Source organism: Microbacterium sp. 11MF, from assembly GCF_000383475.1.
Classification (GTDB): domain Bacteria; phylum Actinomycetota; class Actinomycetes; order Actinomycetales; family Microbacteriaceae; genus Microbacterium; species Microbacterium aquilitoris.
In genome coordinates this window covers 268,289-290,887 of sequence record NZ_KB911461.1, presented here as the reverse complement: position 1 = coordinate 290,887, position 22,599 = coordinate 268,289, and the positions used below count along the sequence as shown (strand labels likewise).

Annotated in this window: 23 protein-coding genes; 11 read left to right on the top strand and 12 right to left on the bottom strand. The window is 70.7% G+C overall.

All coding sequences use genetic code 11. From position 1 onward, the window contains the following. Positions 1–42: 42 nt before the first annotated feature. The 4 genes from H286_RS0113450 to H286_RS0113435 form a co-directional block, all read right to left on the bottom strand. Positions 43–309, bottom strand: a complete 267-nt coding sequence (locus H286_RS0113450; RefSeq protein WP_018187465.1) for a hypothetical protein — start codon at positions 307–309, stop codon at positions 43–45. After that, entirely contained in the window at positions 299–709 is a 411-nt protein-coding gene (locus H286_RS0113445; protein ID WP_020098577.1) for a phage holin family protein, read from the bottom strand. Before H286_RS0113445 ends, H286_RS0113450 begins: the two co-directional genes overlap by 11 nt. Further along, complete coding sequence (locus tag H286_RS0113440; protein WP_020098576.1) at positions 706–1,119, bottom strand: hypothetical protein; 414 nt, start codon at positions 1,117–1,119, stop codon at positions 706–708. Before H286_RS0113440 ends, H286_RS0113445 begins: the two co-directional genes overlap by 4 nt. 88 nt (positions 1,120–1,207) lie before the next feature. Continuing rightward, entirely contained in the window at positions 1,208–2,629 is a 1,422-nt protein-coding gene (locus tag H286_RS0113435; protein ID WP_020098575.1) for a protoporphyrinogen/coproporphyrinogen oxidase, read from the bottom strand. A 50-nt stretch (positions 2,630–2,679) separates the two neighbouring features. Here H286_RS0113435 and H286_RS0113430 point away from each other — a divergent pair, with 50 nt between their 5' ends. Beyond that, the gene (locus tag H286_RS0113430; protein ID WP_020098574.1) at positions 2,680–3,255 is read left to right on the top strand and encodes an HhH-GPD-type base excision DNA repair protein; all 576 of its coding nucleotides are present in this window, start codon (positions 2,680–2,682) and stop codon (positions 3,253–3,255) included. A gap of 36 nt (positions 3,256–3,291) precedes the next feature. Here the strand turns inward: H286_RS0113430 and H286_RS0113425 are convergent, their stop codons facing one another. Both H286_RS0113425 and H286_RS0113420 read right to left on the bottom strand, forming a co-directional pair. Next, complete coding sequence (locus H286_RS0113425) at positions 3,292–4,680, bottom strand: glycine--tRNA ligase (protein WP_018187470.1); 1,389 nt, start codon at positions 4,678–4,680, stop codon at positions 3,292–3,294. Positions 4,681–4,783: 103 nt separating this feature from the next. Then, complete coding sequence (locus H286_RS0113420) at positions 4,784–5,173, bottom strand: DUF4870 domain-containing protein (RefSeq protein ID WP_020098573.1); 390 nt, start codon at positions 5,171–5,173, stop codon at positions 4,784–4,786. Between the two features lie 117 nt (positions 5,174–5,290). Here H286_RS0113420 and H286_RS0113415 point away from each other — a divergent pair, with 117 nt between their 5' ends. From H286_RS0113415 to H286_RS0113395, 5 genes are all read left to right on the top strand, one after another. Continuing rightward, positions 5,291–6,733 (top strand): SPFH domain-containing protein, encoded by a 1,443-nt coding sequence (locus H286_RS0113415; protein ID WP_018187472.1) that lies wholly within the window; start codon positions 5,291–5,293, stop codon positions 6,731–6,733. Further along, positions 6,730–7,221, top strand: a complete 492-nt coding sequence (locus tag H286_RS0113410) for a hypothetical protein (protein ID WP_020098572.1) — start codon at positions 6,730–6,732, stop codon at positions 7,219–7,221. Before H286_RS0113415 ends, H286_RS0113410 begins: the two co-directional genes overlap by 4 nt. Positions 7,222–7,304: 83 nt before the next feature. Further along, positions 7,305–8,105: an SDR family oxidoreductase gene (locus H286_RS0113405; protein ID WP_018187474.1), complete on the top strand. Its 801-nt coding sequence runs from the start codon at positions 7,305–7,307 to the stop codon at positions 8,103–8,105. Positions 8,106–8,196: 91 nt separating this feature from the next. After that, on the top strand, positions 8,197–9,597 hold the full coding sequence (locus H286_RS0113400) for an MFS transporter (protein ID WP_020098571.1): 1,401 nt from the start codon (positions 8,197–8,199) through the stop codon (positions 9,595–9,597). Between the two features lie 115 nt (positions 9,598–9,712). Continuing rightward, positions 9,713–9,982 (top strand): hypothetical protein, encoded by a 270-nt coding sequence (locus H286_RS0113395; RefSeq protein ID WP_018187476.1) that lies wholly within the window; start codon positions 9,713–9,715, stop codon positions 9,980–9,982. 18 nt (positions 9,983–10,000) lie between these two features. Here the strand turns inward: H286_RS0113395 and H286_RS0113390 are convergent, their stop codons facing one another. Continuing rightward, positions 10,001–10,759, bottom strand: a complete 759-nt coding sequence (locus tag H286_RS0113390) for an SDR family NAD(P)-dependent oxidoreductase (RefSeq protein ID WP_018187477.1) — start codon at positions 10,757–10,759, stop codon at positions 10,001–10,003. Positions 10,760–10,827: 68 nt separating this feature from the next. Here H286_RS0113390 and H286_RS0113385 point away from each other — a divergent pair, with 68 nt between their 5' ends. Continuing rightward, positions 10,828–11,436: an acyl-CoA-like ligand-binding transcription factor gene (locus H286_RS0113385; protein WP_020098570.1), complete on the top strand. Its 609-nt coding sequence runs from the start codon at positions 10,828–10,830 to the stop codon at positions 11,434–11,436. A gap of 3 nt (positions 11,437–11,439) precedes the next feature. On the opposite strand, the gene menC is transcribed toward H286_RS0113385, so the two are convergent. Continuing rightward, on the bottom strand, positions 11,440–12,573 hold the full coding sequence (gene menC / locus H286_RS0113380; RefSeq protein ID WP_020098569.1) for an o-succinylbenzoate synthase: 1,134 nt from the start codon (positions 12,571–12,573) through the stop codon (positions 11,440–11,442). 65 nt (positions 12,574–12,638) lie between these two features. Here menC and H286_RS0113375 point away from each other — a divergent pair, with 65 nt between their 5' ends. Continuing rightward, positions 12,639–13,820: a cobalamin-independent methionine synthase II family protein gene (locus H286_RS0113375; RefSeq protein WP_020098568.1), complete on the top strand. Its 1,182-nt coding sequence runs from the start codon at positions 12,639–12,641 to the stop codon at positions 13,818–13,820. A gap of 9 nt (positions 13,821–13,829) precedes the next feature. On the opposite strand, the gene H286_RS0113370 is transcribed toward H286_RS0113375, so the two are convergent. Both H286_RS0113370 and H286_RS0113365 read right to left on the bottom strand, forming a co-directional pair. Beyond that, positions 13,830–14,525 carry a GNAT family N-acetyltransferase gene (locus tag H286_RS0113370; RefSeq protein WP_020098567.1) on the bottom strand — a complete coding sequence of 232 codons (696 nt, stop codon included), beginning with the start codon at positions 14,523–14,525 and terminating at the stop codon, positions 13,830–13,832. An 18-nt stretch (positions 14,526–14,543) separates the two neighbouring features. After that, positions 14,544–15,437 carry a WcbI family polysaccharide biosynthesis putative acetyltransferase gene (locus H286_RS0113365; RefSeq protein ID WP_018187482.1) on the bottom strand — a complete coding sequence of 298 codons (894 nt, stop codon included), beginning with the start codon at positions 15,435–15,437 and terminating at the stop codon, positions 14,544–14,546. Positions 15,438–15,544: 107 nt separating this feature from the next. Between H286_RS0113365 and H286_RS0113360 the strand changes: the two genes are divergently transcribed. The 3 genes from H286_RS0113360 (at position 15,545) to purU (ending at position 19,749) form a co-directional block, all read left to right on the top strand. Beyond that, entirely contained in the window at positions 15,545–17,263 is a 1,719-nt protein-coding gene (locus H286_RS0113360; protein ID WP_020098566.1) for a long-chain-fatty-acid--CoA ligase, read from the top strand. A 66-nt stretch (positions 17,264–17,329) separates the two neighbouring features. Further along, entirely contained in the window at positions 17,330–18,814 is a 1,485-nt protein-coding gene (locus H286_RS0113355) for a peptide MFS transporter (RefSeq protein ID WP_020098565.1), read from the top strand. Between the two features lie 56 nt (positions 18,815–18,870). Beyond that, positions 18,871–19,749: a formyltetrahydrofolate deformylase gene (gene purU, locus H286_RS0113350; RefSeq protein ID WP_018187485.1), complete on the top strand. Its 879-nt coding sequence runs from the start codon at positions 18,871–18,873 to the stop codon at positions 19,747–19,749. Between the two features lie 333 nt (positions 19,750–20,082). On the opposite strand, the gene H286_RS0113345 is transcribed toward purU, so the two are convergent. Both H286_RS0113345 and H286_RS0113340 read right to left on the bottom strand, forming a co-directional pair. Further along, the gene (locus H286_RS0113345; RefSeq protein WP_020098564.1) at positions 20,083–20,607 is read right to left on the bottom strand and encodes a 2'-5' RNA ligase family protein; all 525 of its coding nucleotides are present in this window, start codon (positions 20,605–20,607) and stop codon (positions 20,083–20,085) included. Further along, the gene (locus tag H286_RS0113340; RefSeq protein ID WP_028497526.1) at positions 20,604–22,586 is read right to left on the bottom strand and encodes a M13 family metallopeptidase; all 1,983 of its coding nucleotides are present in this window, start codon (positions 22,584–22,586) and stop codon (positions 20,604–20,606) included. Before H286_RS0113340 ends, H286_RS0113345 begins: the two co-directional genes overlap by 4 nt. Positions 22,587–22,599: the final 13 nt, after the last annotated feature.

Here is a 22,599-nt window from a genome sequence, read left to right as displayed (position 1 = left end):
CGAGCATACCCCCGGCGTCGGGAGCGACGACGCGGGGAGGCGTCAGCGCGTGTACAGGCGGACGACGCCCCAGACGACCACGCCGACGGCCAGCGCAGCGCCGACCACGGCGACTGCGGCACCGGACGGGTTGCGGTCCGCGAAGCCACGCGCCGAGACCTGCGCACGCCGCGTGGCGCGAGCCGCCCGCTTGGGGACGTTCGCCTTCTCTTCGATGGCCGCGAGGGCCGCCTTCAGCTCAGCGCGCGCACGCTCGACCGGGTCGGTGATCCCGAGCGGGACGGCGGTGCGGGGGAGGTCAGAACTCATCGGCCACTTCCTTCACGATTCGGGCGTCGGTAGACAGTGCCTTCGCGGGATTCTCACGATTCTTCATACGCCGGACCCTCAGGTACCCGAGGAACGCGGTGATGACCACCAGCAGCAATCCGAGCACGACGAGGATGAGAGCCGCCAGCCAGGGCGCCATCCACGACGACAGCCCGATGACGGTGAACGCGCCGATGGCCGGCACCGTCCAGAACAGGAAGAAGAGGGCGAGGACGAACCAGAGGCCGACGATGCCGGCATCCTTCCCGGTCCGCGCCGCCCACGTCTTCGCCGCGTTAATCTCGGCGACGATCAGGTTCTTGACGAGCTCGGGCAGCTCTCCGACGAGACCGAGGAGACTCTCGTCGCGGCGGTCCCGGAATCCGCGGGGGGTGCTCATGACGCGGACGAGGGCTTCTTGCGCGAGCCGCCCGTCGAACCGGACGAGGCCCGGCTCGCCGGCTTCTTCGCGGAGCCGGACACGGCGTCAGCGGTGGTCTTGGCGGCATCCTTCACGTCGTCGGCCGCATCCTCGGATGCGTCGAGCGCGGCGTCGAGCTTCTGGCCCGGGGTGCCCGAGGTGGTCGCGGCGCGGGTGACCTTGACGGCACCGTTCCAGAGGACGCTTGGCAGGGCGAACGCGGCGGACTTGCCGAACTCGGCGACCTTGTCCACCTGCTTCTGCACGGCGGGCGTGTTGTACACCCGCAGGTAGGCGTCCTTGATCTGCTCGTAGCGCTGGCGGCCCGCGCGGGCCCCGAGGACGTAGCCGGCGGTGAGTCCGACGACGATTCCGATCTTGCCCTTCATGGCGATTCCTCACGTTCGAAGCGATGTGGTGCCGAGCACCCAGCGTATCGGCGCATGCCGTTCGCGGTATCCACCCTTGACAGGCGGCTCAGGTCGTTGCACCCTCACCGTCGGAGTGCCACAGGAGGCCCGATCGGATGCGTTCCGCTTCGGTCTCGGCATCGGTGGCGACCCGGGCGAGCCCGGTGCCGTCGATCCAGGCACCCACGACGCCGAGGCGCTCGTTCGTGCGGGCCGCACGGCGCAGCTCGTCCCGCGCGGGCGACAGGGCCGACGACGGCAGCGCACGCGGCCAGCGCGCCCGGTACGCGGCGCGGACGATGCCCACGTCGGCGCCGAGGAGCTCGGCGGCCGCTGCGGTGGCTGCGGCGATCGCCTCGGCGTCCATCCCTCCGCCTGCGGGCAGGGTCACACGGACGATGTGCGGTTCACCGGATTCGTGCGGCCACGTCGCCGTCGCGTGGACGACCGCGAGCGCCGCCGCCTCGCCCGGGACGGCGTAGACCGCGTGTCCCCGCGGACGCGCGTCGAGGCCCGGGGCGTCGAGGACGAGCGTCACGACATCGACGTCTTCCGGAGAGAGGATCGGGCCGTCGAGGCCGTCCAGATGCGGGGCGAGCAGCCGTCGAGCGGTGCGCTCGGGTGTCGCGACGATGATCGCATCGACCTCGTGGACGCCGCTCTCGCCGTCGGCCGCCGCCCACGACAGCGACCACCCGGCACCCGTGCGCTCGATCGCGGCGACCTCCGTGTCCAAGCGGATCTCGACCTCGAGGTCCGTCAGGCGCTCCGCGAGAGCATCGACGAACACCGACATCCCACCCGCGATGCTCGCGCGGGAAGGGTCGGCGTCATCCTTCCTGGCCAGCTGCTGCGCGACCGCACCCGAGAGCGAACCGGTGCGGGTGAGCGCCGAGTTCAGACCGCGAGCAGCGCGATCGACGTCCACCTGCTCGGGCGGCACGCCATGGATGCCGTACGTCAGGGGCGCGACCATGCGGTCCAGGATCCGCGCCCCCACGCGCTGGCGCACGAGGGTGGCGAGGTTCCGCTCGGCACCGATCGTGAGCGGCGGGCGCAGGCGGTCGACGTACGCCCGCCACGCGCCGCGTGCACCGATGATCCGGCGCGCGCGGGGGTCGAACGGGTTGGCCGGGATGCCGAGGATCGACGCCGCCGGCAGCGGCGCGACGCCGTGCGGACCGGCGACCCAGGTGTCGGCATCCTGCGCCGGGACCACGGCGTCGCGCAGGCCCAGTTCGTCGATGAGCTCGGCCAGGGCGCCGGGGGCGACGCGGAAGCCGTCGGCCGCGACATCCGTCATCGTCCCATCGAGCTCGGCGGAGGCGACGATCCCCCCGAGGCGATCGCCCGCCTCGAACAGCGTCACACCGATCCCGACCTTCGCGCAGTGGAGTGCCGCGACGAGCCCGGCGATCCCGCCCCCGACGACGGCGACCCGCGCCCGTCGGGCCTGCGAGATGAGGTCGGTGGCGGCGTCGGCGGTCATCCTCCCATCCTCCCCCACCCGCACCTTGCCGACGGTGGGAACATGGAGGCATGGCCCTGCACATCACCGGCGACGGTGCCGCCGACGCACTCCTCACCGACGAACCCCTCGCCCTCCTGATCGGGATGCTGCTCGACCAGCAGATCGCGATGGAGACCGCGTTCGCCGGCCCCATGAAGATCCGCGACCGCACGGGTGGGCTGGATGCCGCGCAGATCGCCGCGGCCGATCCCGAGGAGTTCGCGGCCGCCTTCAGCCAGACCCCGGCCGTCCACCGCTTCCCCGGTTCGATGGCCGCTCGCGTGCAGGCGCTCTGCCAGACGCTGGTCGACGAGTGGGGCGGCGACGCCGCGGCGCTGTGGAGGCAGGGCGAGCCCGACGGGCGGACGGTGCTGAAGCGGCTGAAGGCGCTTCCGGGGTTCGGCGACCAGAAGGCGCGCATCTTCCTCGCCCTGCTCGGCAAGCAGTACGGGTACACGGGCGACGGGTGGCGCGAGGCCGCCGGCGCCTACGGCGAGGAGGGCTCCTTCCGCTCGGTCGCCGACATCGTCTCGCCGGAATCGCTCACGAAGGTGCGGGAGCACAAGCGCGCCGCGAAGGCGGAAGCCAAGGCCGCCGAGGGCTGACGCCTCGCGCCGCAGCGGGCGCGAGGCGTCGCGGGGTCAGGCGCCGCGCAGGCGCGGGGCGAGGTAGGTGTGCAGCTCGGAGAGCGAAACGCGCTCCTGCGCCATCGAGTCGCGATCGCGGATCGTCACGGCGTCGTCGTCGAGCGAATCGAAGTCGACCGTGACGCAGAACGGCGTACCGATCTCGTCCTGGCGCCGGTACCGGCGTCCGATCGCACCCGCGTCGTCGAAGTCCACGTTCCAGCCGTTGGCGCGCAGATCGTCGGCGACCTTGCGGGCGAGGGGCGACAGGCGCTCGTTGCGGCTCAGCGGCAGGACGGCGACCTTTACCGGCGCCAGGCGCGGGTCGAGGCCCAGGACCGTGCGGGTGTCGGTGCCGCCCTTCGCGTTCGGCACCTCCTCCTCGCGGTAGGAGTCCACGAGGAACGCCATCATGGCGCGGGTGAGACCGAAGGACGGCTCGATGACGTAAGGGACGTAGGTCTCGCCGGATGCCTGGTCGAAGTACGCGAGCTTCTGCCCGGACGCCTCGATGTGACTCGAAAGGTCATAATCGGTGCGGTTGGCGACGCCCATGAGCTCGCCCCACTCCTTGCCCGCGAAGCCGAACCGGTACTCGACGTCGATCGTCGCAGTCGAGTAGTGGGCGCGGTCCTCTTCGGGCACGTCGAACTGCCGCATGTTCTCGGGATCGATGCCGAGGTCGAGGAACCAGTTCCAGCACGCCTCGACCCAGTGGTCGAACCACTCACCGGCTTCGGCGGGCGGCGTGAAGAACTCGATCTCCATCTGCTCGAACTCGCGCGTGCGGAAGATGAAGTTTCCCGGCGTGATCTCGTTGCGGAAGGCCTTGCCGACCTGGCCGATGCCGAACGGCGGCTTCTTGCGCGACGCGGTCAGCACGTTCGAGAAGTTCACGAAGATGCCCTGAGCGGTCTCGGGGCGCAGGAAGTAGAGCCCGCTCTCGTCGTCGACGACGCCGAGGTAGGTCTTCACGAGACCCGAGAACGACTTCGGCTCGGTGTACTGACCCTTGGTGCCGCAGTTCGGGCAGGGCACATCGCCGAGACCGTTCTCGGCCTTGCGGCCCTTGCGGGCTTCGAAGTCCTCGATCAGCGTGTCCTCGCGGAAACGCTTGTGGCACTGCAGGCACTCGACGAGCGGGTCGGTAAAGGTCGCGACGTGCCCCGATGCCTCCCACACGCGCTTGGGGAGGATGATCGACGAGTCGAGGCCGACCATGTCGCCGCGTCCGCGGACGAACGTCTGCCACCACTGGCGGCGGATGTTCTCCTTGAGCTCGGTCCCGAGGGGGCCGTAGTCCCACGCCGACCGCGACCCGCCGTAGATCTCGCCCGCCTGGAAGACGAACCCGCGGTGGCGGGCGAGGGCGATGACTTTGTCGAGACGGGACTGCTCGGCCACGGTGGCTCCAATGGTCGTTGTGAAGAGGGTGCGCGACAGCGCGGACGCCGCAGAACGCGGCATCCGTCAGTCTATCCGGGCCTCTTCGCCGGGGCGACGCGGCTCAGGAGACGAAACGGATCGTCACCAGCGGGTTGTACCACTGCCCCTGGTTCGCCTTCACTGCGCCGATGATCGCGATCACGATCAGCAGCACGTAGACGACCAGCAGGATCAGCAGACCGATGCCAATGAGGATGAGGATGGCACCGACGATGCTGGCGATGAGCATCGTGAGCTGGAAGTTCAGCGCGGCGGCCGTGTGCGCGCGCACGAACGGACCGCGGTCGCGCAGCACGAGGTAGGCGACGAGTGGCCCGACCCATCCCGTGAAGATGCCGCTGAGATGCGTGAGGGTCGCCCACAACTTCTCGTCCTCGGGACGCATCGGCGGCACAGGCGTGTACGCCCCGAACGGCGGCTGGGGCGGCTGCGGAGGAGGAGGGGTGGTCATGAGGCCAGCGTAGGGCGGGAGCCGCACCCTCGTCACGCGGCTGGAGTAACCGATACGTTCGTAGTGGGCACGTGCACCGTGCCGCGCAGAGACATCGAGACTCGGGGGAAATCACACATGGACGCACTCGTCACAGGCGGGGCTTTCGTCATCGGCGCCATCGCCGTCGTCGCCGTCATCGTCTTCATCATCATCTTCATGGTGGTGCTGCGGGCGTGGTACAAGGTCGCCAAGGCCGACCAGGCGCTCGTCATCGTCGGACGCAACCAGAAGAACGCGTCGGGGGATTCATCGCGCATCTCGGTCATCACCGGCGGCGGCGCGCTCGTCAACCCACTGACGCAGCGGGCCGAGATGATCTCGCTGCGCGCGCGTCAGATCAAGATGGAGCCGACGGCCCAGTCATCCACCGGTGTCACGGTCAACGTCAGCGGTGTCGCCCTCGTCAAGATCGGCTCGGACCCCGAACTCGTCCGTCGTGCGGCCGAGCGCTTCCTCTCGCAGGACGGCGCGATCGAGCAGTTCACGACCGAGCAGCTCGAGGGTGCGCTCCGCGGAGTCGTGGCGACCCTGACCGTCGAGCAGCTCATGAACGACCGGCAGAAGCTTTCGGACCAGATCGCCGACGGCATCAAGAGCGACCTGCTGTCGCAGGGCCTCATCCTCGACTCGTTCCAGATCCAGGGCGTCACCGACAAGAACGGCTACATCGACGCCCTCGGCGCGACCGAGGTCGAGCGCGTCCGCCGCGAGGCCGAGGTCGCGCGCATCAACGCCGCCCGCGAGGTCAAGGCGCGCCAGATCGCGACCGACGAGGCGAACCTCATCGAGCAGACCGCGTACGACAAGAACTCCGCCGCAGCCGCGGCCGAGGTCGGTCGTGCCCGCGCCGAGGCGGAGCAGGCCGAGGCCCTCGCCCGTGCCGAGCGCGAGCAGGCCGTCCTCCTGCAGCAGGCCGAGAACCGTCAGGCGCAGCTCGACGCCGACGTCAAGAAGGTCGCCGACGCCTCGCTCTACGAGCGCGAGCGCTCCGCCGACGCCGACGCCTACACGCAGGTCAAGGCCGCTGAGGCCCGTGCGCAGATCGCCGCCCAGGAAGCCGAGGCCACGCGCCTGCGCGCCGAGGCCGACGCCGCCGCCGTGCGGCTGGAGGGTGAAGCGCGCGCTGCGGCCCTCACGGCCGAGGCACGCGCCCTCGCCGAGAACCAGCAGGCCCTGCTCGCGCAGCGGGCCATCGAGTCGCTCGTGCCGCTCATGACCGAGTTCGCACGCGGCTTCGACAAGGTCGGCTCGATCACGGTGCTCGGCGGCGAGGGGGCATCGAGCCACATCGCCGGCGAGAGCGCCTCGAGCATGCGCGCGACGTTCGACGCCGTCCAGGCGGCGACGGGCATCGACCTGCGCGGCATCATCCAGGGCCAGGCCACGGGTCGCGGGATCGCCCAGGGCTTGCAGAACGAGCAGGCGGCGCAGGACGCCGCGCCGCTGCGTCGCCGGGCGGCGGAGCCCGCCGCTGAGCCGGCAGCGCCCGTCGACACCCCCTCGCCGGACGCGGTGTGAGCACGCCCGAGGGAGGCCGGTCGCTCGTCGTCGACGAGCAGCTGGCCTCCCGCCTCGCGCGCGGCTTCCTGCGCTGGCAGCTGACGCGGCCGTCCTGGATCGTGCTGATGACCGCCACGGCCCTGATCGTGATCCTGAGTGTGTTCCTCACCGCCACGGGGAGTGAGGGCGCTGCGTGGGTGGGCATCGCCATGGTGGTCATCCTGTGCGGAGCGGTGATCGCGTCGTGGATCGCCGTCCGATCCTCGATCCTGCGCGCCTACCCGGTGGGCTTCGTCGCAACGGCGACGCTCACCGCCGAGGGCATGCGGGCGACCTCGGCACTCGGTACGAGTGACATCCGCTACACGGCCTTCCGCCGAGTGGATGCCGCCGGCGACGCGCTCCTGCTGAAGGTCGGTTCGCCGCTCGGACCGGTCGCGGTCATGCCGCGGGCACTCCTGTCCGACGCCGACATCACCCACCTGCGCTCGACCACCTCGCGCTGACAGCACTGCGGCTCCGGTACGTCCGGGGCCGCAGTGCTGTCAAGCGGGTGTGCCGCGGACGCGTCGGTTCGTAGCGTCGGACCATGACCTTCTCGCCCCGCCGCGCCATCGTGACCGCCTCCGACTCCGGGATCGGGCGCGCGACCGCCCTCGCCCTCGCCGACGCCGGGATGGACGTGGGGGTGACGTGGCACTCCGATGAGGACGGCGCGAACGAGACGGCCGAGGAGGTCCGCCGCCGCGGCCGCAACGCCGTCGTCGCGCAGTTCGATGCCACCGACCTCGAGTCGGTCCCCGGCATCGTCCGCCACCTCGCCGAGCAGCTGGGCGGTCTCGACGTCTTCGTCAACAACGCCGGCGGCGGCACCGGCGGACCGTTCCTCGACATGGACATCGACGGGTGGCGCACCGTCGTCGGGCTGAACCTCGACGGCGCCTTCGTCGGCATGCACACGGCCGCGAAGCTCATGGCCGATGCCGGCCAGGAGGGGCGCATCATCGCCGTCACGAGCGTCCACGGCTCGCAGCCGCGCGTCGGCTCGGCCGCCTACGTCGCATCGAAGCACGGTCTCGAAGGGCTCGTGAAGACGATGGCCCAGGAGCTCGGCCCGAAGGGCATCACGGTCAACTCCGTCGCCCCGGGCGAGATCGCGACGCCCATCAACGACATGGATGCCGAGGACGCCGAGAACACGCATCGCCCCGGCATCCCGATCCCCCGTCCCGGCAAGCCGGAGGAGATCGCCGACGTGATCGCCTTCCTCGCCTCACCGGCGTCGTCGTATGTGACGGGCGCGACCTGGGTCGTGGACGGCGGGATGCTGCAGATGGGCCCGCAGGCGGGCTCGCACATGGAGTCGGACGACTGGCGTTCGGCGGGATGATCCGCCGGGGATGAGCCCGGCAGGCTCCGACGTCGTCGGCCGGGCTTAACCTGGAGGGATGCCCTCGGACGACAGACGCAGACTCACCCGCATGCCACGACAGGGCGCCATCGTCGCCGTTCTGGCGATCGCGGGACTCGCGTCGTCGTTCATGTTCACCCTGGTCGTGCCGATCCAGGCGAAGCTCCCCGAGCTCCTGAACGCCTCGCGCGAGGACACCGCGTGGGTCGTGACGGCGACCCTGCTCGCGGCGGCGGTCTCGACGCCGATCGCGGGGCGACTGGGCGACATGTACGGCAAGCGCCGCATCGTCCTCATCCTGCTGGGGCTCCTCATCGTCGGGTCGGTCATCGCCGCCCTCTCCCCCGGCATCGGCGGCATCATCGTCGGACGTGCACTGCAGGGCGCCGTCACCGGCGTCGTCCCGCTCGGCATCTCGATCATGCGCGACGTGCTGCACGAGGACCGGGTGGATGCCGCCATCGCCCTGATGTCCGCGACCCTCGGGGTCGGCGGCGCCGTCGGCATGCCGGTCAGCGCGATCATCACCGAGACGAGCGACTGGCACGTGCTCTTCTGGATGGCTGCGGGACTCGGCGTCGTCGTCTTCGCCCTCGTCGCCCTCGTCGTGCCGGCGAGCGTCCTGCGGACCGCGGGCAGGTTCGACTTCGCCGGGGCCATCGGTCTCGCGATCGGTCTGACGGGCGCCCTGCTCGCCGTCTCGCGCGGCAACGAATGGGGGTGGACGTCGCCGGCGACGCTCGCCCTGGGGCTCGGCGGCCTCGCCGTGCTGCTCGTGTGGGGCTGGTTCGAACTCCGCATCCGTGAGCCCCTCCTCGACCTGCGGGTCGCGGCGCGTCCGGCCGTGCTCCTCACCAACCTCGCGTCGGTCGCGATGGGCTTCTCGCTGTTCGCCTCGAACGTGTCGTACCCGCAGATGCTGGAGCTGCCGGCATCCGTCGGCGGATTCGGACTCACCCTCGTCCAGGCGAGCTTCATCGTCATGCCCGCCGGTCTCGTGATGATGGTGCTCTCACCCTTCTCGGGACGCCTCGCCCGCACGATCGGCCCGCGCCTGCTGCTCATCATGGGTGCGAGCGCGTTGATCCTCGCGTACGGCTACTCGCTGCTGTGGGCGTCGGAAGTCTGGCACCTGCTGGTCGCGAACCTGCTCATCGGCGTGGGCATCGGCTTCGGCTACGCCGGCATGCCGATGCTGATCATGCGCTCGGTGCCCCAGCACGAGACGGGCGCCTCGAACGGCCTCAACGCGCTGTTCCGCTCGCTCGGCACCTCGATCGCCGCGGCCGTCGTCGGCGCGGTGCTCGCCGCCCTGACGGTCGACCTCGGCGGCACACCCGTCCCGGCGCCCGAGGCGTTCCACCTCTCCTTCGCCCTCGGTCTCGGCGCCGCCGTCATCGCCCTCGGCGTTGCCCTGTTCATCCCGCAGCGCCGCGACCCGCACGAGGCGCGTCCCTCGATGCCCCACTGACGCAGCCGCTCGCCGCGCAGCGGGGGCCGTCCGACCGCTCGCGCGCCCTCTATCAGGTCTCGGGATCCACGACAGCCCCGTCGCGGGATCGGGCGCAGGACACCAGGATGGGGTGATGTCCTACGCCACCGAACGCCGCTCGAACCCGACCGCCTGGGCCGCCTTCTGGGTCGGCCTGCTCGGCCTCATCCTCATGCCGATCCCGCTGTTCATCGGTTTCTTCGTGGGCGGCGGGCTGTCGATCGTCGCCGCGATCCTCGTCGTGATCGCCCTGTTCAAGGGCCTCGCCCGCAGGGGCAAGGGCATCGCCCCGGTCGTCTTCGCCGCGATCTTCGTGCTGCTCACGTGGGGCGGCATCTCGGTGGGCGGCGGCGTCGTCTGGTGACGCCCCCTGACCGCCGGCTCAGATCGCCGACCACCCGCCGTCGCTCGGCAGGAGGACGCCGTTCACGTTGGCCGAGTCGTCGCTGAGCAGCCACGTGATGGCTGCGGCGAGCTGCTCGGGCTGGGCCACGGGAGGGACGATCGCCTGCAAGATCGGACCGACTCGCGATGCCGCGTATTCACTGCGCATCGGGGCCTCGATGTTCGTCGCCACGGCTCCCGGAGCGACGGCGTTCGCGCGGATCCCCTGCGGTCCGTGGAAGAACGCGACGCTCTTCGTGTACCCGGCGATCGCATGCTTGGACGAGGTGTAGGCGGCGCCGGACGTGGATCCGCGCAGGGCCGCCTCGGATGCGACGTTGACGATCGCGCCGGATCCCGCGGCGATCATGAGCGGCAGTACGGCTCGCGTCAGCCGCATCGGGCCGGTGAGGTTGACGCTCAGCACTCGTTCCCAGGTGGCGTCGTCGATCTCGCTCGGCGGGAGGAAGGCATCCATGATGCCGGCGACGTTGGCGAGCCCGTCGACGCGGTCCGCGGCGGCGCGCATGATGAGGTCGATCGTCTCGGCGCGGGACACGTCGCCGACGACCGTCTCGACGGGAAGGTCCGACAGTTCCGCACGCACGTCGTCGAGGCGCTCGGCGACGACGTCGGTCGCGATCACGCGTCCGCCCTCGCGCGCGATCCGGACCGCGGTGGCGCGTCCGATGCCCGAACCCGCGCCCGTGACGATGATGGTCTTGCCTGCGAATCGGCCGGTGGTCGCTTCGGTCATGTCTCCTCCTTCGAGAGTGGCGCTCGGTGCGCCGGTACAGTTTTAGCACTCAGTGCCGAAAGGTGTCTATGAACTCCCCCAGCGAACGCCCCTCGGGCCGGCCCCGCACCATCGACCCCGACCGTGTCTCCCTCCTCGCGCTCCGACTCTTCGACGAGCGCGGGTTCGATGTCGTGTCGATGGACGATGTCGCGGCTGCAGCCGATGTGAGCCGCCGGTCACTGTTCCGGCTGTTCCCCAGCAAGGCCTCGCTGGTCTGGGGCGGTCTCGACGAGGCGGTCGATCGCTTCCACGCCTGCCTCGCGAGCAGCGCGGCAGAGGATGACACCTGGGAGGCGATCCGGAGAGCCTTCGCCGCCGCTGCGACCATCCCCGACGAGATGATCGAGGTCACCCGTCATCGACTCCACGTCATCCGCGACAACCCGACCCTCTGGGCCATGGGTTCCGCGAGGATCGGAGCGCTGGCCGACGCGGTCGTGGAATTCATCGCCGAGCGCGACGGCTCGTCGGCCGACGACCTGACGACGGTCGTCCGCGCGCAGGCGCTCAGCGGCGCGTCGAACGCGGCCCTCGTCTGGTGGGCGTTCCACGGCGGCGACGAACCACCCGCCGACGTCGTACGGCGCGCGTTCTCGCTGATCGCCTTCGACGATGCGGGGGCGACGCCCGCCTGACCGTCAGGCGCGGAGCGTCGCGCGCGCGACGGTGAACGCCTCGACCGCGTCGAGGTCGACCTCGACGCCGAGGCCCGGCCCCGTCGGCACCCGCACGTGTCCGTCCTCGAGGACGACGGGCTCCGCCACGATGTCACGGTCGTAGAACCGAGCGGATGCCGAGACGTCTCCCGGCAGCGTGAACGCGGGGTGCGCGGCGAGCGCGGCGTTCGCGGCGCGGCCGATCCCGGTCTCGAGCATGCCGCCGCACCAGACCGGGATCCCGGCCGACGCGCAGAGGTGGGCGATGCGGAGCCCCTCGAGGTAGCCGCCGACGCGACCCGCCTTGACGTTGATGACCGTCGTCGCGCCGAGGGCCAGCGCGTCGCGCGCGGCCTTGACGGAGGTGATCGACTCGTCGAGGCAGACGGGCGTCTTCAGCTGCTGCGCGAGGGCGGCGTGGTCGACGAGGTCGTCCTCCTGCAGCGGCTGCTCGATGAGCAGCAGGCCGAACCGGTCGAGCTGCGCCAGCGTGTCGGCGTCGGCGAGCGTGTAAGCGGAGTTCGCGTCCACCTGCAGCGGGATGTCGGGGAACGCGGTGCGCACGGCATCCGTCTCGGCGATGTCGCGGCCGGGCTTGATCTTGATCTTGATCCGGACGTACCCCTCGTCGAGGTACCCGCGGACGGTCTCGACGAGGGCCGCCGGATCGGATTGGATGCCGACGCTCACCCCCGACGGGATCGTCGCCGCCGTCCCGCCCAGGTACGACGCGAACGAGCGCCCCTCGCCGCGGAGGGCGGCGTCGAGCAGGGCGAGCTCGAGCCCCGCCTTCGCCATCCGGTGGCCGACGAACGGGTCGAGGACGCCGGCGACGTCCTCGGGCGCGAGGGTCCCGCGCTGCAGGAGCGCCGGACCGAGCCAGCGCGTCGTGACGTCCCACGCACCCTGCGTGTACTCGCTGGAGTACACCGGTGCGCTCTGCGTGACGACCTCGCCCCACCCCTCGCCCGCATCGGTCCTCGCGCGGACGACGATGACCTCGCGGTCGGTCATGGTGCCGAACGACGTCGTGAACGGAGCGACGAGCGGGATGCGGAGCACCCGGAGCTCGATCTCGTCGAGGCGGACGGATGCGGCGTGCTGAGCGAGCGGCATGGGGTCAGGTTACGGGCCGTTGCACGACGGGTGCAGCGGCATCCGTCGATTCCTAGACTCGGCCCATGCCCCTCGAGACGACCACCTCCGGAAGCCTTCCCCGCTCGACCGCGCTGATCGAGGCGAACGCCGCGCGCGCGTTCGCCGACGACGGCTTCACCCTGCTGCCGAGCGCCGAGGCCGAGGAGCTGACGGCGCGTGCCGTGGCGGACGTCGTCGAACGCCAGCGCGCCGCGGGCATCACCCTCGTCGGCGACGGCGAGTTCGGGAAGGCCATGACGAACCCGGTCGACTACGGCGCGTGGTGGGGATACTCCTTCCAGCGCGTCGCCGGGCTGTCGCTCACCGAGGTGAACGCCTTCACCGAGCCGCCCGTGCTGTCGAGCCCGGGGAACGTCCGCCTCACGAGCTTCCTGGGTCGTCGTGACCGGCAGCGGTTCCCCGCGGTCTATACCGAGGCCGTCGAGACCGGGCGCATCGCCTCGGCCTTCCCGACCACGACGGGTCCGCTCTCGTACCGCGGCCACGACGCGGTGGCGGCGGACATCCGCAACCTCACGGCAGCGCTCCGCGACGGCGAGCAGGGCTTCCTCACGGCGATCGCGCCCGGGTCCGCCGCACGCGTGCACAACGACTACTACGCGTCCGAGCAGGAGCACATCGACGCGTGGGCCGATGCCCTCCGTGAGGAGTACCGGGCCATCATCGACGCGGGCCTCATCCTGCAGCTCGACGACCCGTCGCTGGCCGAGAACTTCGACCAGATCGACCCCGAGCCCTCGGCCGCGGACTACCGGGCGTTCACCCGCATCCGGATCGAGGCGATCAACCGCGCCATCGAGGGCCTTCCGAAGGAGCAGGTGCGCCTGCACCTGTGTTGGGGCTCGTGGCACGGTCCGCACACGACCGACGTCGAATTGAAGGACATCCTCGACGTCGTCCTCGAGGCGAACGTCGGGTCGATCTCGTTCGAGGCGGGAAACGTCCGCCACGAGCACGAGTTCGCCGTCTGGGCCGACGCACGGATCCCCGAGGACCTCGCCCTCGTCCCGGGCGTCGTCAGCCACGCGACGAACGTCGTCGAGCACCCCGACCTCGTCGCGCAGCGCATCCGCCGCTACACCGACATCGTCGGCGCCGACCGCGTCATCGCGTCGACCGACTGCGGCCTCGGCGGGCGCATCCACCCCGACATCGCCTGGGCGAAGCTCGAGTCGCTCGGAGAAGGGGCCCGACGGGCGGGCTGACGCCGCGCCTCAGCTCCGGACGAACAGGTACCCCTCGCCGGTGCGGAAGCCGCCGACGACCAGGCCGGCGTCGAGCTGCGTGCGGAACGCGTCGCGGACCTCGCGGCGGAGGCGGGCCGCGGCATCCGCATCTTCCCGGCGGAGCGCCTCGATGTCGCTCGGGATCGCGACCGTCGCGATCACATCAGATGCCTCGGGCGTCGGGACAGGCGACGCCAGGTGCCACGCCACGTGCAGCCGATCGCTCTCGTCGCCGCTGTTGATCGCGTCGCCCATGTCGCCGTAGTGGTCGACGAGGTAATCGGTGACCCGCCCGCCCAGGACCTCGAGGTTGAAGTGGGCGTTCCGGGCGATGAGCGGATCGAACGTCCACGTGATGGTGCCGACCTCGCGTGCGAACGCCCACTCGCGCTGATGCGCCTTGAGCGCGCGGCCGATGCCCCGCGCCTGCGCCTCGGGCAGGACGCCCGTCACGTGCGAATGCATACTGCGCGAGGACGGCGGCCCGAAGAAGGCAGCGGATGCCGCGACCATCCGCTCGCCGTCGAACACGCCGACGACGTAGTTGCCGGCGTGCTGCAGAGCCCGCAGCAGGTTCGGCGGCATCCCGCCGTCCGGAGAACCCCAGACCGCCTCGAAGACGCCGCTCGCGGCGACCATCTCGTCGATCGTGTGCAGTTCGCGGATGTCGAGCGCGTCAGCCATCCCGCCACGCTACGCCGGTCAGCGCCGCCAGCGCTCGAGCGTCGGGCGGAGTCGCTCGAGGGCGCCGCGGACGAAGTCGGGGTTCCGGCGGTACCACTCGAGGTGCGCTTCGCGGATCTCGGCGGGATCGACGAGATCGCCGTTGACCCGCCACACCGGCTCAGGCACGGCGTCGAGTCCCCACGCGTCGATGACCCAGTCCTCGCGCGGCGCGTGGACGGCATCCAGCAGCGGCCGGCCCGGATCGGTCGCCGCGCCCGGTCGCCCGAGGGCCCGCAGCACGCGGTCCCCGATCGCGAGGATCACGGGGTTGCCCGGATGGTTCACGGTGCGGACGAGGTCGAAGCCCGGCGCCGCGAACAGGTCGGAGACCCCGACGTCGAGCTGCTGCTCACGCCGCTCGAGCTCTGCGATCGAGTCGGCCGCCTCGGCCCGGACGGCGTCGGCGCCCAGCGCGTCGCGGACGGGGATGCCGCCCGCCTCGGCGAGGGTGCGGACGTCGTGGTAGGCGACGATCGGCGGGTCCTCCTCCGTCCCCGGCACGTGCAGGACGGCCTGGAACGGGTAGAGGCCCGAGAAGCGGACGACCGGGAAGGTGACCGCCCGACCCGACGCGGGGAGGGATGCCGCGAGCTGCCGCGTCCCCAGCGGGAGGTCGTGGTAATCGTCCTTCACGGGTTGCGCGATGAGCACCGAGGCGCCGGCGAGCACCTCGTGCAGGCGCGCCGCCTCGGCGGCATCCATCTCGTACACCGGCGGGACGCGCAGGAGCGTCAGGTCGTCGGAGTCCAGCACGATCCGCACCGACTCGGCCTGGCAGTTGCCGACGACGACGCCGTAGTCCGTGCGGGGAAGGTCGCCGAAGAACCCGGCGTAGTGGGCGCGGCGGGCGGTGAGCGCATCGTCGGTCATGCCTCGAGCGTCGCAGGCGCCCCCACACTCCGGCCACCCGCTTGCGCGCGGGCACGCACCGAGCAAGGGGAACGCGCTGGGCACCTGCGCGACCTAGGATCGTCGCCGTGCAGCTGAACGAGACCCGCGCCTGGAACCGCTTCTACGCCGCCGGCACGCCGGTCGACATCGAACCCGTGACGGGGTCGCTCATCGACCTGCTCGACGAGCGCGTCGGCCGGTACGGCGAGCGCGACGCGATCGCGTTCTTCGGACGGGCGGTGACCTACGACGAGCTCGGCTCGCGGGTCGCGCGCGTCGCCGAGGGTCTGCGGAAGCTCGGCATCGGCGCGGGCGACCGCGTCGCGCTGATCATGCCGAACGCCCCGCAGCACGTCATCGCGTTCTACGCGGTGCTGCGACTCGGCGCCGTCGTCGTCGAGCACAACCCGCTCTACACGCGGGACGAGCTCGAGGTGCAGTTCCGCGACCACGGCGCCCGCACCGTGATCGCGTGGGACAAGGTCGCGCCGCTCGTCCAGTCGCTGCCGGCCGAGCTCGGCATCCGCGACGTCGTCTCGGTCGACGTGACCACCGCGATGCCGCTGAAGACGCGGATGCTGCTGCGCCTGCCCGTCGCGAAGGCCAGAGAGTCGCGTGGCAAGCTCACGGCGGCCGCGCCCGGCACGATCCCGTTCACACGGCTCGAGAACTCCGCACCGATCGCCCCGGGGCACCCGCGGCCCGGGCGCGACGACCTCGCCTGCCTGCAGTACACCTCGGGCACGACGGGCGACCCGAAGGGCGCCATGATCACCCACGGCAACCTGTGGGCGAACGCGCGCATGGGCGCCGCGTGGATGCCCGACTTCCGCCACGGCGAGGGCAGCATCTACGGCCTGCTGCCGATGTTCCACTCCTTCGGTCTGCTGCTGTCGGTCATCTACTCGGTCGAGACCGGGTCGCGCGCCGTGCTCTTCCCCACCTTCGACCCCGAACTGGTGGTGGATGCCGCGAAGACCTTCCCGCCGACGTTCATCCCCGCCGTCCCGCCGATGTTCGACCGGCTGGCCCGGGTCGCCCGCGACGGCGCCCTCGACCTCAGCCGCGTCGTGTACTCCATCTCGGGAGCGATGACCCTGACCCCGACGGTCGTCTCACGCTGGGAGAAGCTCGCGGGCAGCATGCTCAACGAGGGGTACGGCCTCACCGAGACGAGCCCCATCGCCCTGGCCAACCCGTTCGACGAGTCGCGCCGTATCGGGGCCATCGGCATCCCGTTCCCCTCGACCGACATCAAGGTCGTCGATCCCGACGAGCCGACCCGCGAGGTCGCGCAGGGCGAGACCGGCGAGCTGCTCATCCACGGACCGCAGGTGTTCGCGGGGTACTGGAACCGTCCCGAGGAGACCGCCGCGACCCTCCTCGAGGGCGGCTGGGTGCGTACCGGCGACCTCGTGCAGCAGGACGAGGACGGCTTCGTCACAGTCGTCGACCGCAAGAAGGAGCTCATCATCACGGGCGGTTTCAACGTCGCCCCCTCGGAGGTCGAGCAGGTCGTGACCGCCACGCCGGGCGTCGCCGAGACCGCGGTCGTCGGGATCCCCCGCGGCGGCGGAGCCGAGGTCGTCACCGCCGTCGTGGTCCTGGAGGACGGCGCGACGTTCGACGAGGCCGCCGCCCGCGAGCTCGCCCGCGAGCGCCTCGCGGAGTACAAACGGCCGACGACCTACGTCGTGTGGGAGGAGCTGCCGAAGTCCCTCATCGGCAAGGTGCTCCGCCGACGGGTCCGCGACACGCTGCTCGCCGATCGTCACGCCACCCGCGCCGCCGTCGGCGAGGACTGATACACCCGCGCGAGGTGTCGCACAACCTGGGTGCCCCGTCCAGGACCGGTGCCTAACCTGGGACGAATGCGGAACGTACCTCCCGTCGACCTCCCGTCCTCCGACGACACCGCAGCGCGCGACACCCGATTCTTCGGTCAGCCGTTCGCGCTCGCGCACGTGTTCGGCGTCGAGATGTGGGAGCGCTTCAGCTTCTACGGCATGCAGGGCATCCTGCTGCTGTACTTGTACTTCTCGGTCACCGACGGCGGTCTCGGCGTCGACAAGACGGTCGCGGCGAGCATCGTCGGCGCCTACGGCGGCGCTGTCTACCTGTCGACCGTCCTCGGGGCGTGGGTCGCCGACCGCATCCTCGGCGCCGAACGTGTGCTCTTCCTGAGCGCGATCGTCATCATGGCGGGGCACATCGCCCTCGCCCTCCTCCCCGGCTTCGCGGGCGTGACCGTGGGCCTCATCCTGGTCGCCTTCGGATCGGGCGGACTCAAGGCGACCGCCACGAGCGTCGTCGGCACCCTCTACGCCGCCGACGATTCCCGACGGGATGCCGGTTTCTCGCTGTTCTACCTCGGCATCAACCTCGGCGCCTTCGCCGGCCCCCTGCTGACCGGACTGCTGCAGTCGACCCTCGGGTTCCACTGGGGCTTCGGGCTCGCCGCCCTCGGCATGGCACTGGGCCTCGCCCAGTACTCGTTCGGTCGCCGGAGCCTGCCCGCCGAGGCGCGCGTGGTGCCCAACCCGCTGCCGGGCGGACGCTACCCGCTGTTCGCCGGGATCGGCGTCGCCGCCGTGGTGGTCATCGTCGTCCTGGTCCTGACCGGCGTCATCCGCGCCGACAACCTGGCGCTGATCGTGATCGGTGCGGTGATCCTCGCGGCCATCGCGTACTTCGCCGTCATCCTGCTCAGCCGTCAGATCACCTCGCAGGAGCGCAGCCGCGTGTGGGGCTTCCTGCCGCTGTTCCTCACGTCTGTCGTGTTCTGGTCGCTCTACCAGCAGCAGTTCACGGTCGTGACGCTGTACTCGGCCGAGCGCCTCGACCGCAACCTGTTCGGCTGGGAGATGCCGATCCCGTGGGTGCAGTCCATCAACCCGGTGTTCATCATCCTGCTGGCGGGCGTCTTCACGGCGGTGTGGTCGAAGCTCGGCTCACGCCAGCCGTCGACGCCGGTGAAGTTCGCGTTCGGCGTCGCCGTCATGGGCGTCGCCTTCCTGCTGTTCCTGCCCTTCGCGGGCGGCGGGGCGAATTCGACGCCGCTGCTGGCGATCGTCGGCATCCTGCTCGTCTTCACGGTCGCCGAGCTGATGCTCTCTCCCGTGGGACTGTCGGCGGCGACCAAGCTCGCGCCGGAGCGGTTCCAGACGCAGATGGTCGCGCTGTTCTTCCTGTCGGTGTCGCTCGGCACCGCCATCGCCGGCCAGCTCGCGACGCTGTACGACCCCGAGAACGAAGTCCCCTACTTCTCGACCCTCGGCCTCATCTCGATCGCGATGGGCGTGCTGCTGCTGGTCTGCGTGAAGCCGGTGCTGTCGCTCATGAAGGGCGTGCGCTGACGGATGCCGCGCGTCACGCGGTCGGCATCCGTCACCGCACAGGGCAGAATCGAGGGATGACTTCGTCCGTGTCGCAGCTCCACCCCGACCACGCCTGCCTCATCGTGCACGGCAAGGACAGCCCCGGCATCATCGCCGCGGTCTCGGCGATGATCACGCGGATCGGTGGCAACATCGTCCAGTTCGACCAGTACTCGGACGACCCCCGCGGCGGCGCGTACTTCCAGCGCGTCGTGTTCCACCGCCCGGGCTTCGCGGGGCAGCGCCCCGCGATCGAGACCGAGATCGGCGACACGCTCGCTCCGTTCGATCTGGAGTGGTCGCTCACCGACCAGTCGGTGCCCAAGCGCATGGCGATCCTGTCGTCGAAACAGGACCACTGCCTGCTCGACCTGCTGTGGCGCAACCGCCGCGGCGAGCTGCCCATCACGGTGCCGATGGTCGTCTCGAACCACGCGACGTCGGCCGATGACGTGCGCTCGTTCGGGGTGCCGTTCTTCCACGTGCCGTCGACGCCGGGTCCCGACAAGTCGGCATCCGAGGCGAAGATCCTCGAGCTGCTGAAGGGCAACGTCGATTTCGTCGTGCTCGCCCGCTACATGCAGATCCTGTCGCCGGAGTTCCTCGCCGAGCTCGGGGTGCCGGTCATCAACATCCACCACTCGTTCCTGCCCGCCTTCATCGGCGCCGAGCCGTACCGCAAGGCGAAGGAGCGCGGCGTGAAGCTCATCGGCGCGACGAGCCACTACGTCACCGGCGACCTCGACGAGGGCCCGATCATCGAGCAGGACACGATCCGCGTGACCCACGCCGACACCACCGCCGAGCTCGTGCGCCGCGGCGCCGACGTCGAGCGCCAGGTGCTGTCCCGCGCGGTGCGCTGGCACGCCGAGGACCGCGTCATCCGGCACGGGAACCACACGATCGTCTTCTGACGCGGGGTTCCGGGGACGCGATTCGCCGCCGCGGGCCCGTCAGGGCGGCCCGTTGCGTCCCTGGAAGCGTTCATCGGCGCCGAATGGCGGCCCGCGACGGTCGCAGCCCGCCCTCCGGCGCGACTGAACGTGCGTTCAGCCCGTCGCACTCCCCCGTCGCAAACGGCAGCGCCACACGGCGTGTCGCGACAGGGGAAGCACAGGGGGCGACCACGCCCCGCACTCCCCTGTCGCAAACGGCAGCGCCACACGGCGTGTCGCGACAGGGGAAGCACACAGCGCGACGAGCGTAGAGACCCCGCACACAGCGCGACGGGCGCACAGACCCCGCGCTCAGCCCCCGAACTCTCCCAGCGAGGTGACGGTGGCGGATGCCGCGTCCCACCGCCTCAGCCCGTGCGCCGTCCCGAGGATGGGGTCGCCGAGCAGCGGCAGCGCGCGCCCGAGATCGGACACCTTGAGCCGTCGCGCGAGGGTGACGTGCGGCATCCACTCGCCCGGGGCGGTGTGCGGAGCGTCCTCTCCTGCGCCGGCGGCCTCGTGCACGGCGGCGTGCAGGGCGAGCAGGTCGGCCGACGGGACGACCGAACGGGCCAGCACCCGCCGCTCCCCCGCCCCGAAGAGTACGACCGCACCCAGCGTCACGGGGAACGCCGCGGGCAGCGGCACCCGCGCGAGGGTCACCGCGAGACGCACGAGCAGCGTCACGTGCGGGGCATTCGAGGGCGACGTGTGCGCGGCGAGGCTCGACAGCCCGGCGTCGGCGAGCGCCTGCCACTCCGCGCGCACGGCGCGCTCGGTCGCCGCATCGAACTCGAGCTCGATGCTGACGACCGGCGCGCCGCGCACCGCGGTCACCAGATGGTGACGCGCTTGTCCTGATCGAGCCAGAGCGCGTCGGCCTCGGTCACGTCGAAGGCGGCGTAGAACTCGTCGATGTTGCGGACGATCTGGTTGCAGCGGAACTCGTTCGGCGAGTGCGGGTCGATCGTCAGCAGACGGATCGTCTCGGCATCGCGCCCCTTCTGCTGCCAGATCTGACCCCAGCTGAGCAGCAGACGCTGGATGCCGGTGAGTCCGTCGATGACGGGACCGTCGGCATCCGTCGACCCGGTCGTCTTCAGGTGCAGCCGGTACGCCTTGATCGCGATTCCGAGGCCGCCCAGGTCGCCGATGTTCTCGCCGATCGTGAGGGCGCCGTTGACGGTGTGCCCCTCGGACAGCCCCTGCGGGACCAGCGCGTTGTACTGCTCGATGAGGGTCTTCGTGCGCTCGGTGAACGCCGTGCGGTCCTCGTCGGTCCACCAGTCATTGAGCGCACCGGTGCCGTCGAACGCGCTCCCCTGGTCGTCGAAGCCGTGGCCGATCTCGTGCCCGATGACCGCACCGATGCCGCCGTAGTTCGCGGCCGGATCGCGCTCCATGTCGAAGAACGGGAACTGCAGGATCGCCGCGGGGAACACGATCTCGTTCATGAGCGGGTTGTAGTACGCGTTGACCGTCTGCGGGGTCATGAACCACTCGTCACGGTCGATAGGCGAGCCGAGCTTCGCGACCTGCTGGTCGTGCTGCCACGCGTTCGAGCGGCGGACGTTGCCGATGAGGTCGGATGCATCGACCTCGAGCGCCGAATAGTCCTTCCACTTCACGGGGTAGCCGACCTTCGGGGTGAAGGCCTCGAGCTTCTCGAGCGCGCGCTCGCGCGTGGCGGGCGTCATCCACTCGAGCGACGAGATCGACTGCCGGTACGCCTCGATGAGGTTGTCGACGAGGACGTCCATCTCCTCCTTGGCGCGCGGCGGGAAGTGACGCTCGACGTACACCTTGCCGACCGCCTCGCCGAGCGCGGCCTCGACGAGGGAGACGCCACGCTTCCAGCGCTCGCGGTTCACGGGCACGCCGGTCATCTCGGTGCCGTAGAACGCGAAGTTCGCGTCGACGAAGGCCTGCGACAGGAACGGAGCGGACGAACGGATGACCTGCAGACGCAGCCACGCCTTCCAGTCCTCGAGGCGGCCCTCGACCAGCAGCGTGCCGAGGCCCTCGAAGAAGCTCGGCTGGTTGACGTCGACGTCCTCTATGACGCCCGTCTTGCCGGCGGCGACGGCGTCGCGCCACGGGGCGAGGTCGACGCCGGTGAGCTGCACTGCGGCATCCCACGACATCAGGTTGTAGGTCGCGACGGCGTCACGGCTGCGGACGTTATCCCAGTGGTGGGACGCGATCTCGGTCTCGAGGGCGACGACGCGGTCGGCCTGCGCCTCGGCGTCGTCGACGCCCGCGAGGCTGAACAGCTTCGCGACGTAGGCACGGAACGCGATGCGGGTCTTCTCGAAGTTGTCGAGGCGGTAGTAGCTCTCGTCGGGGAGCGACAGCCCGCCCTGCACGAGGAACATCACGTAGCGCTGCGGGTTGCCCGGGTCGGGCTCGATGTAGGTGCCGAAGACGCCCGAGACGCCCTCGCGCTCCAGCGACCCGGCGGTGCTCAGGAAGCTCGGGATGCCGGTGACCCGGTCGACGAGCGCCAGCTGCGGGGCGACGGCGTCGGCGCCGCGCTCCTCGATCGTGTCGGTGTCCATGAAGCTCGCGTACAGGTCGCCGATCTTGCGGGTCTCGGTGCCCGGCTCTGCGTCCGTCGACTCCTCGATGATCGCCCGGACGTCGTGCTCGGCCTGCTCGGCGACGAGGTGGAACGACCCCCACCGCGCCTTGTCCTCGGGGATCTCGGTGCGGTCGAGCCACGATCCGTTGACGTAACGGAACAGGTCGTCCTGCGGTCGGACGTCGGAGCTCAACTCGTCGAGATGGATGCCGGAGGGAAGGGTGTTCTCGGTCATGCGTCCCACCCTA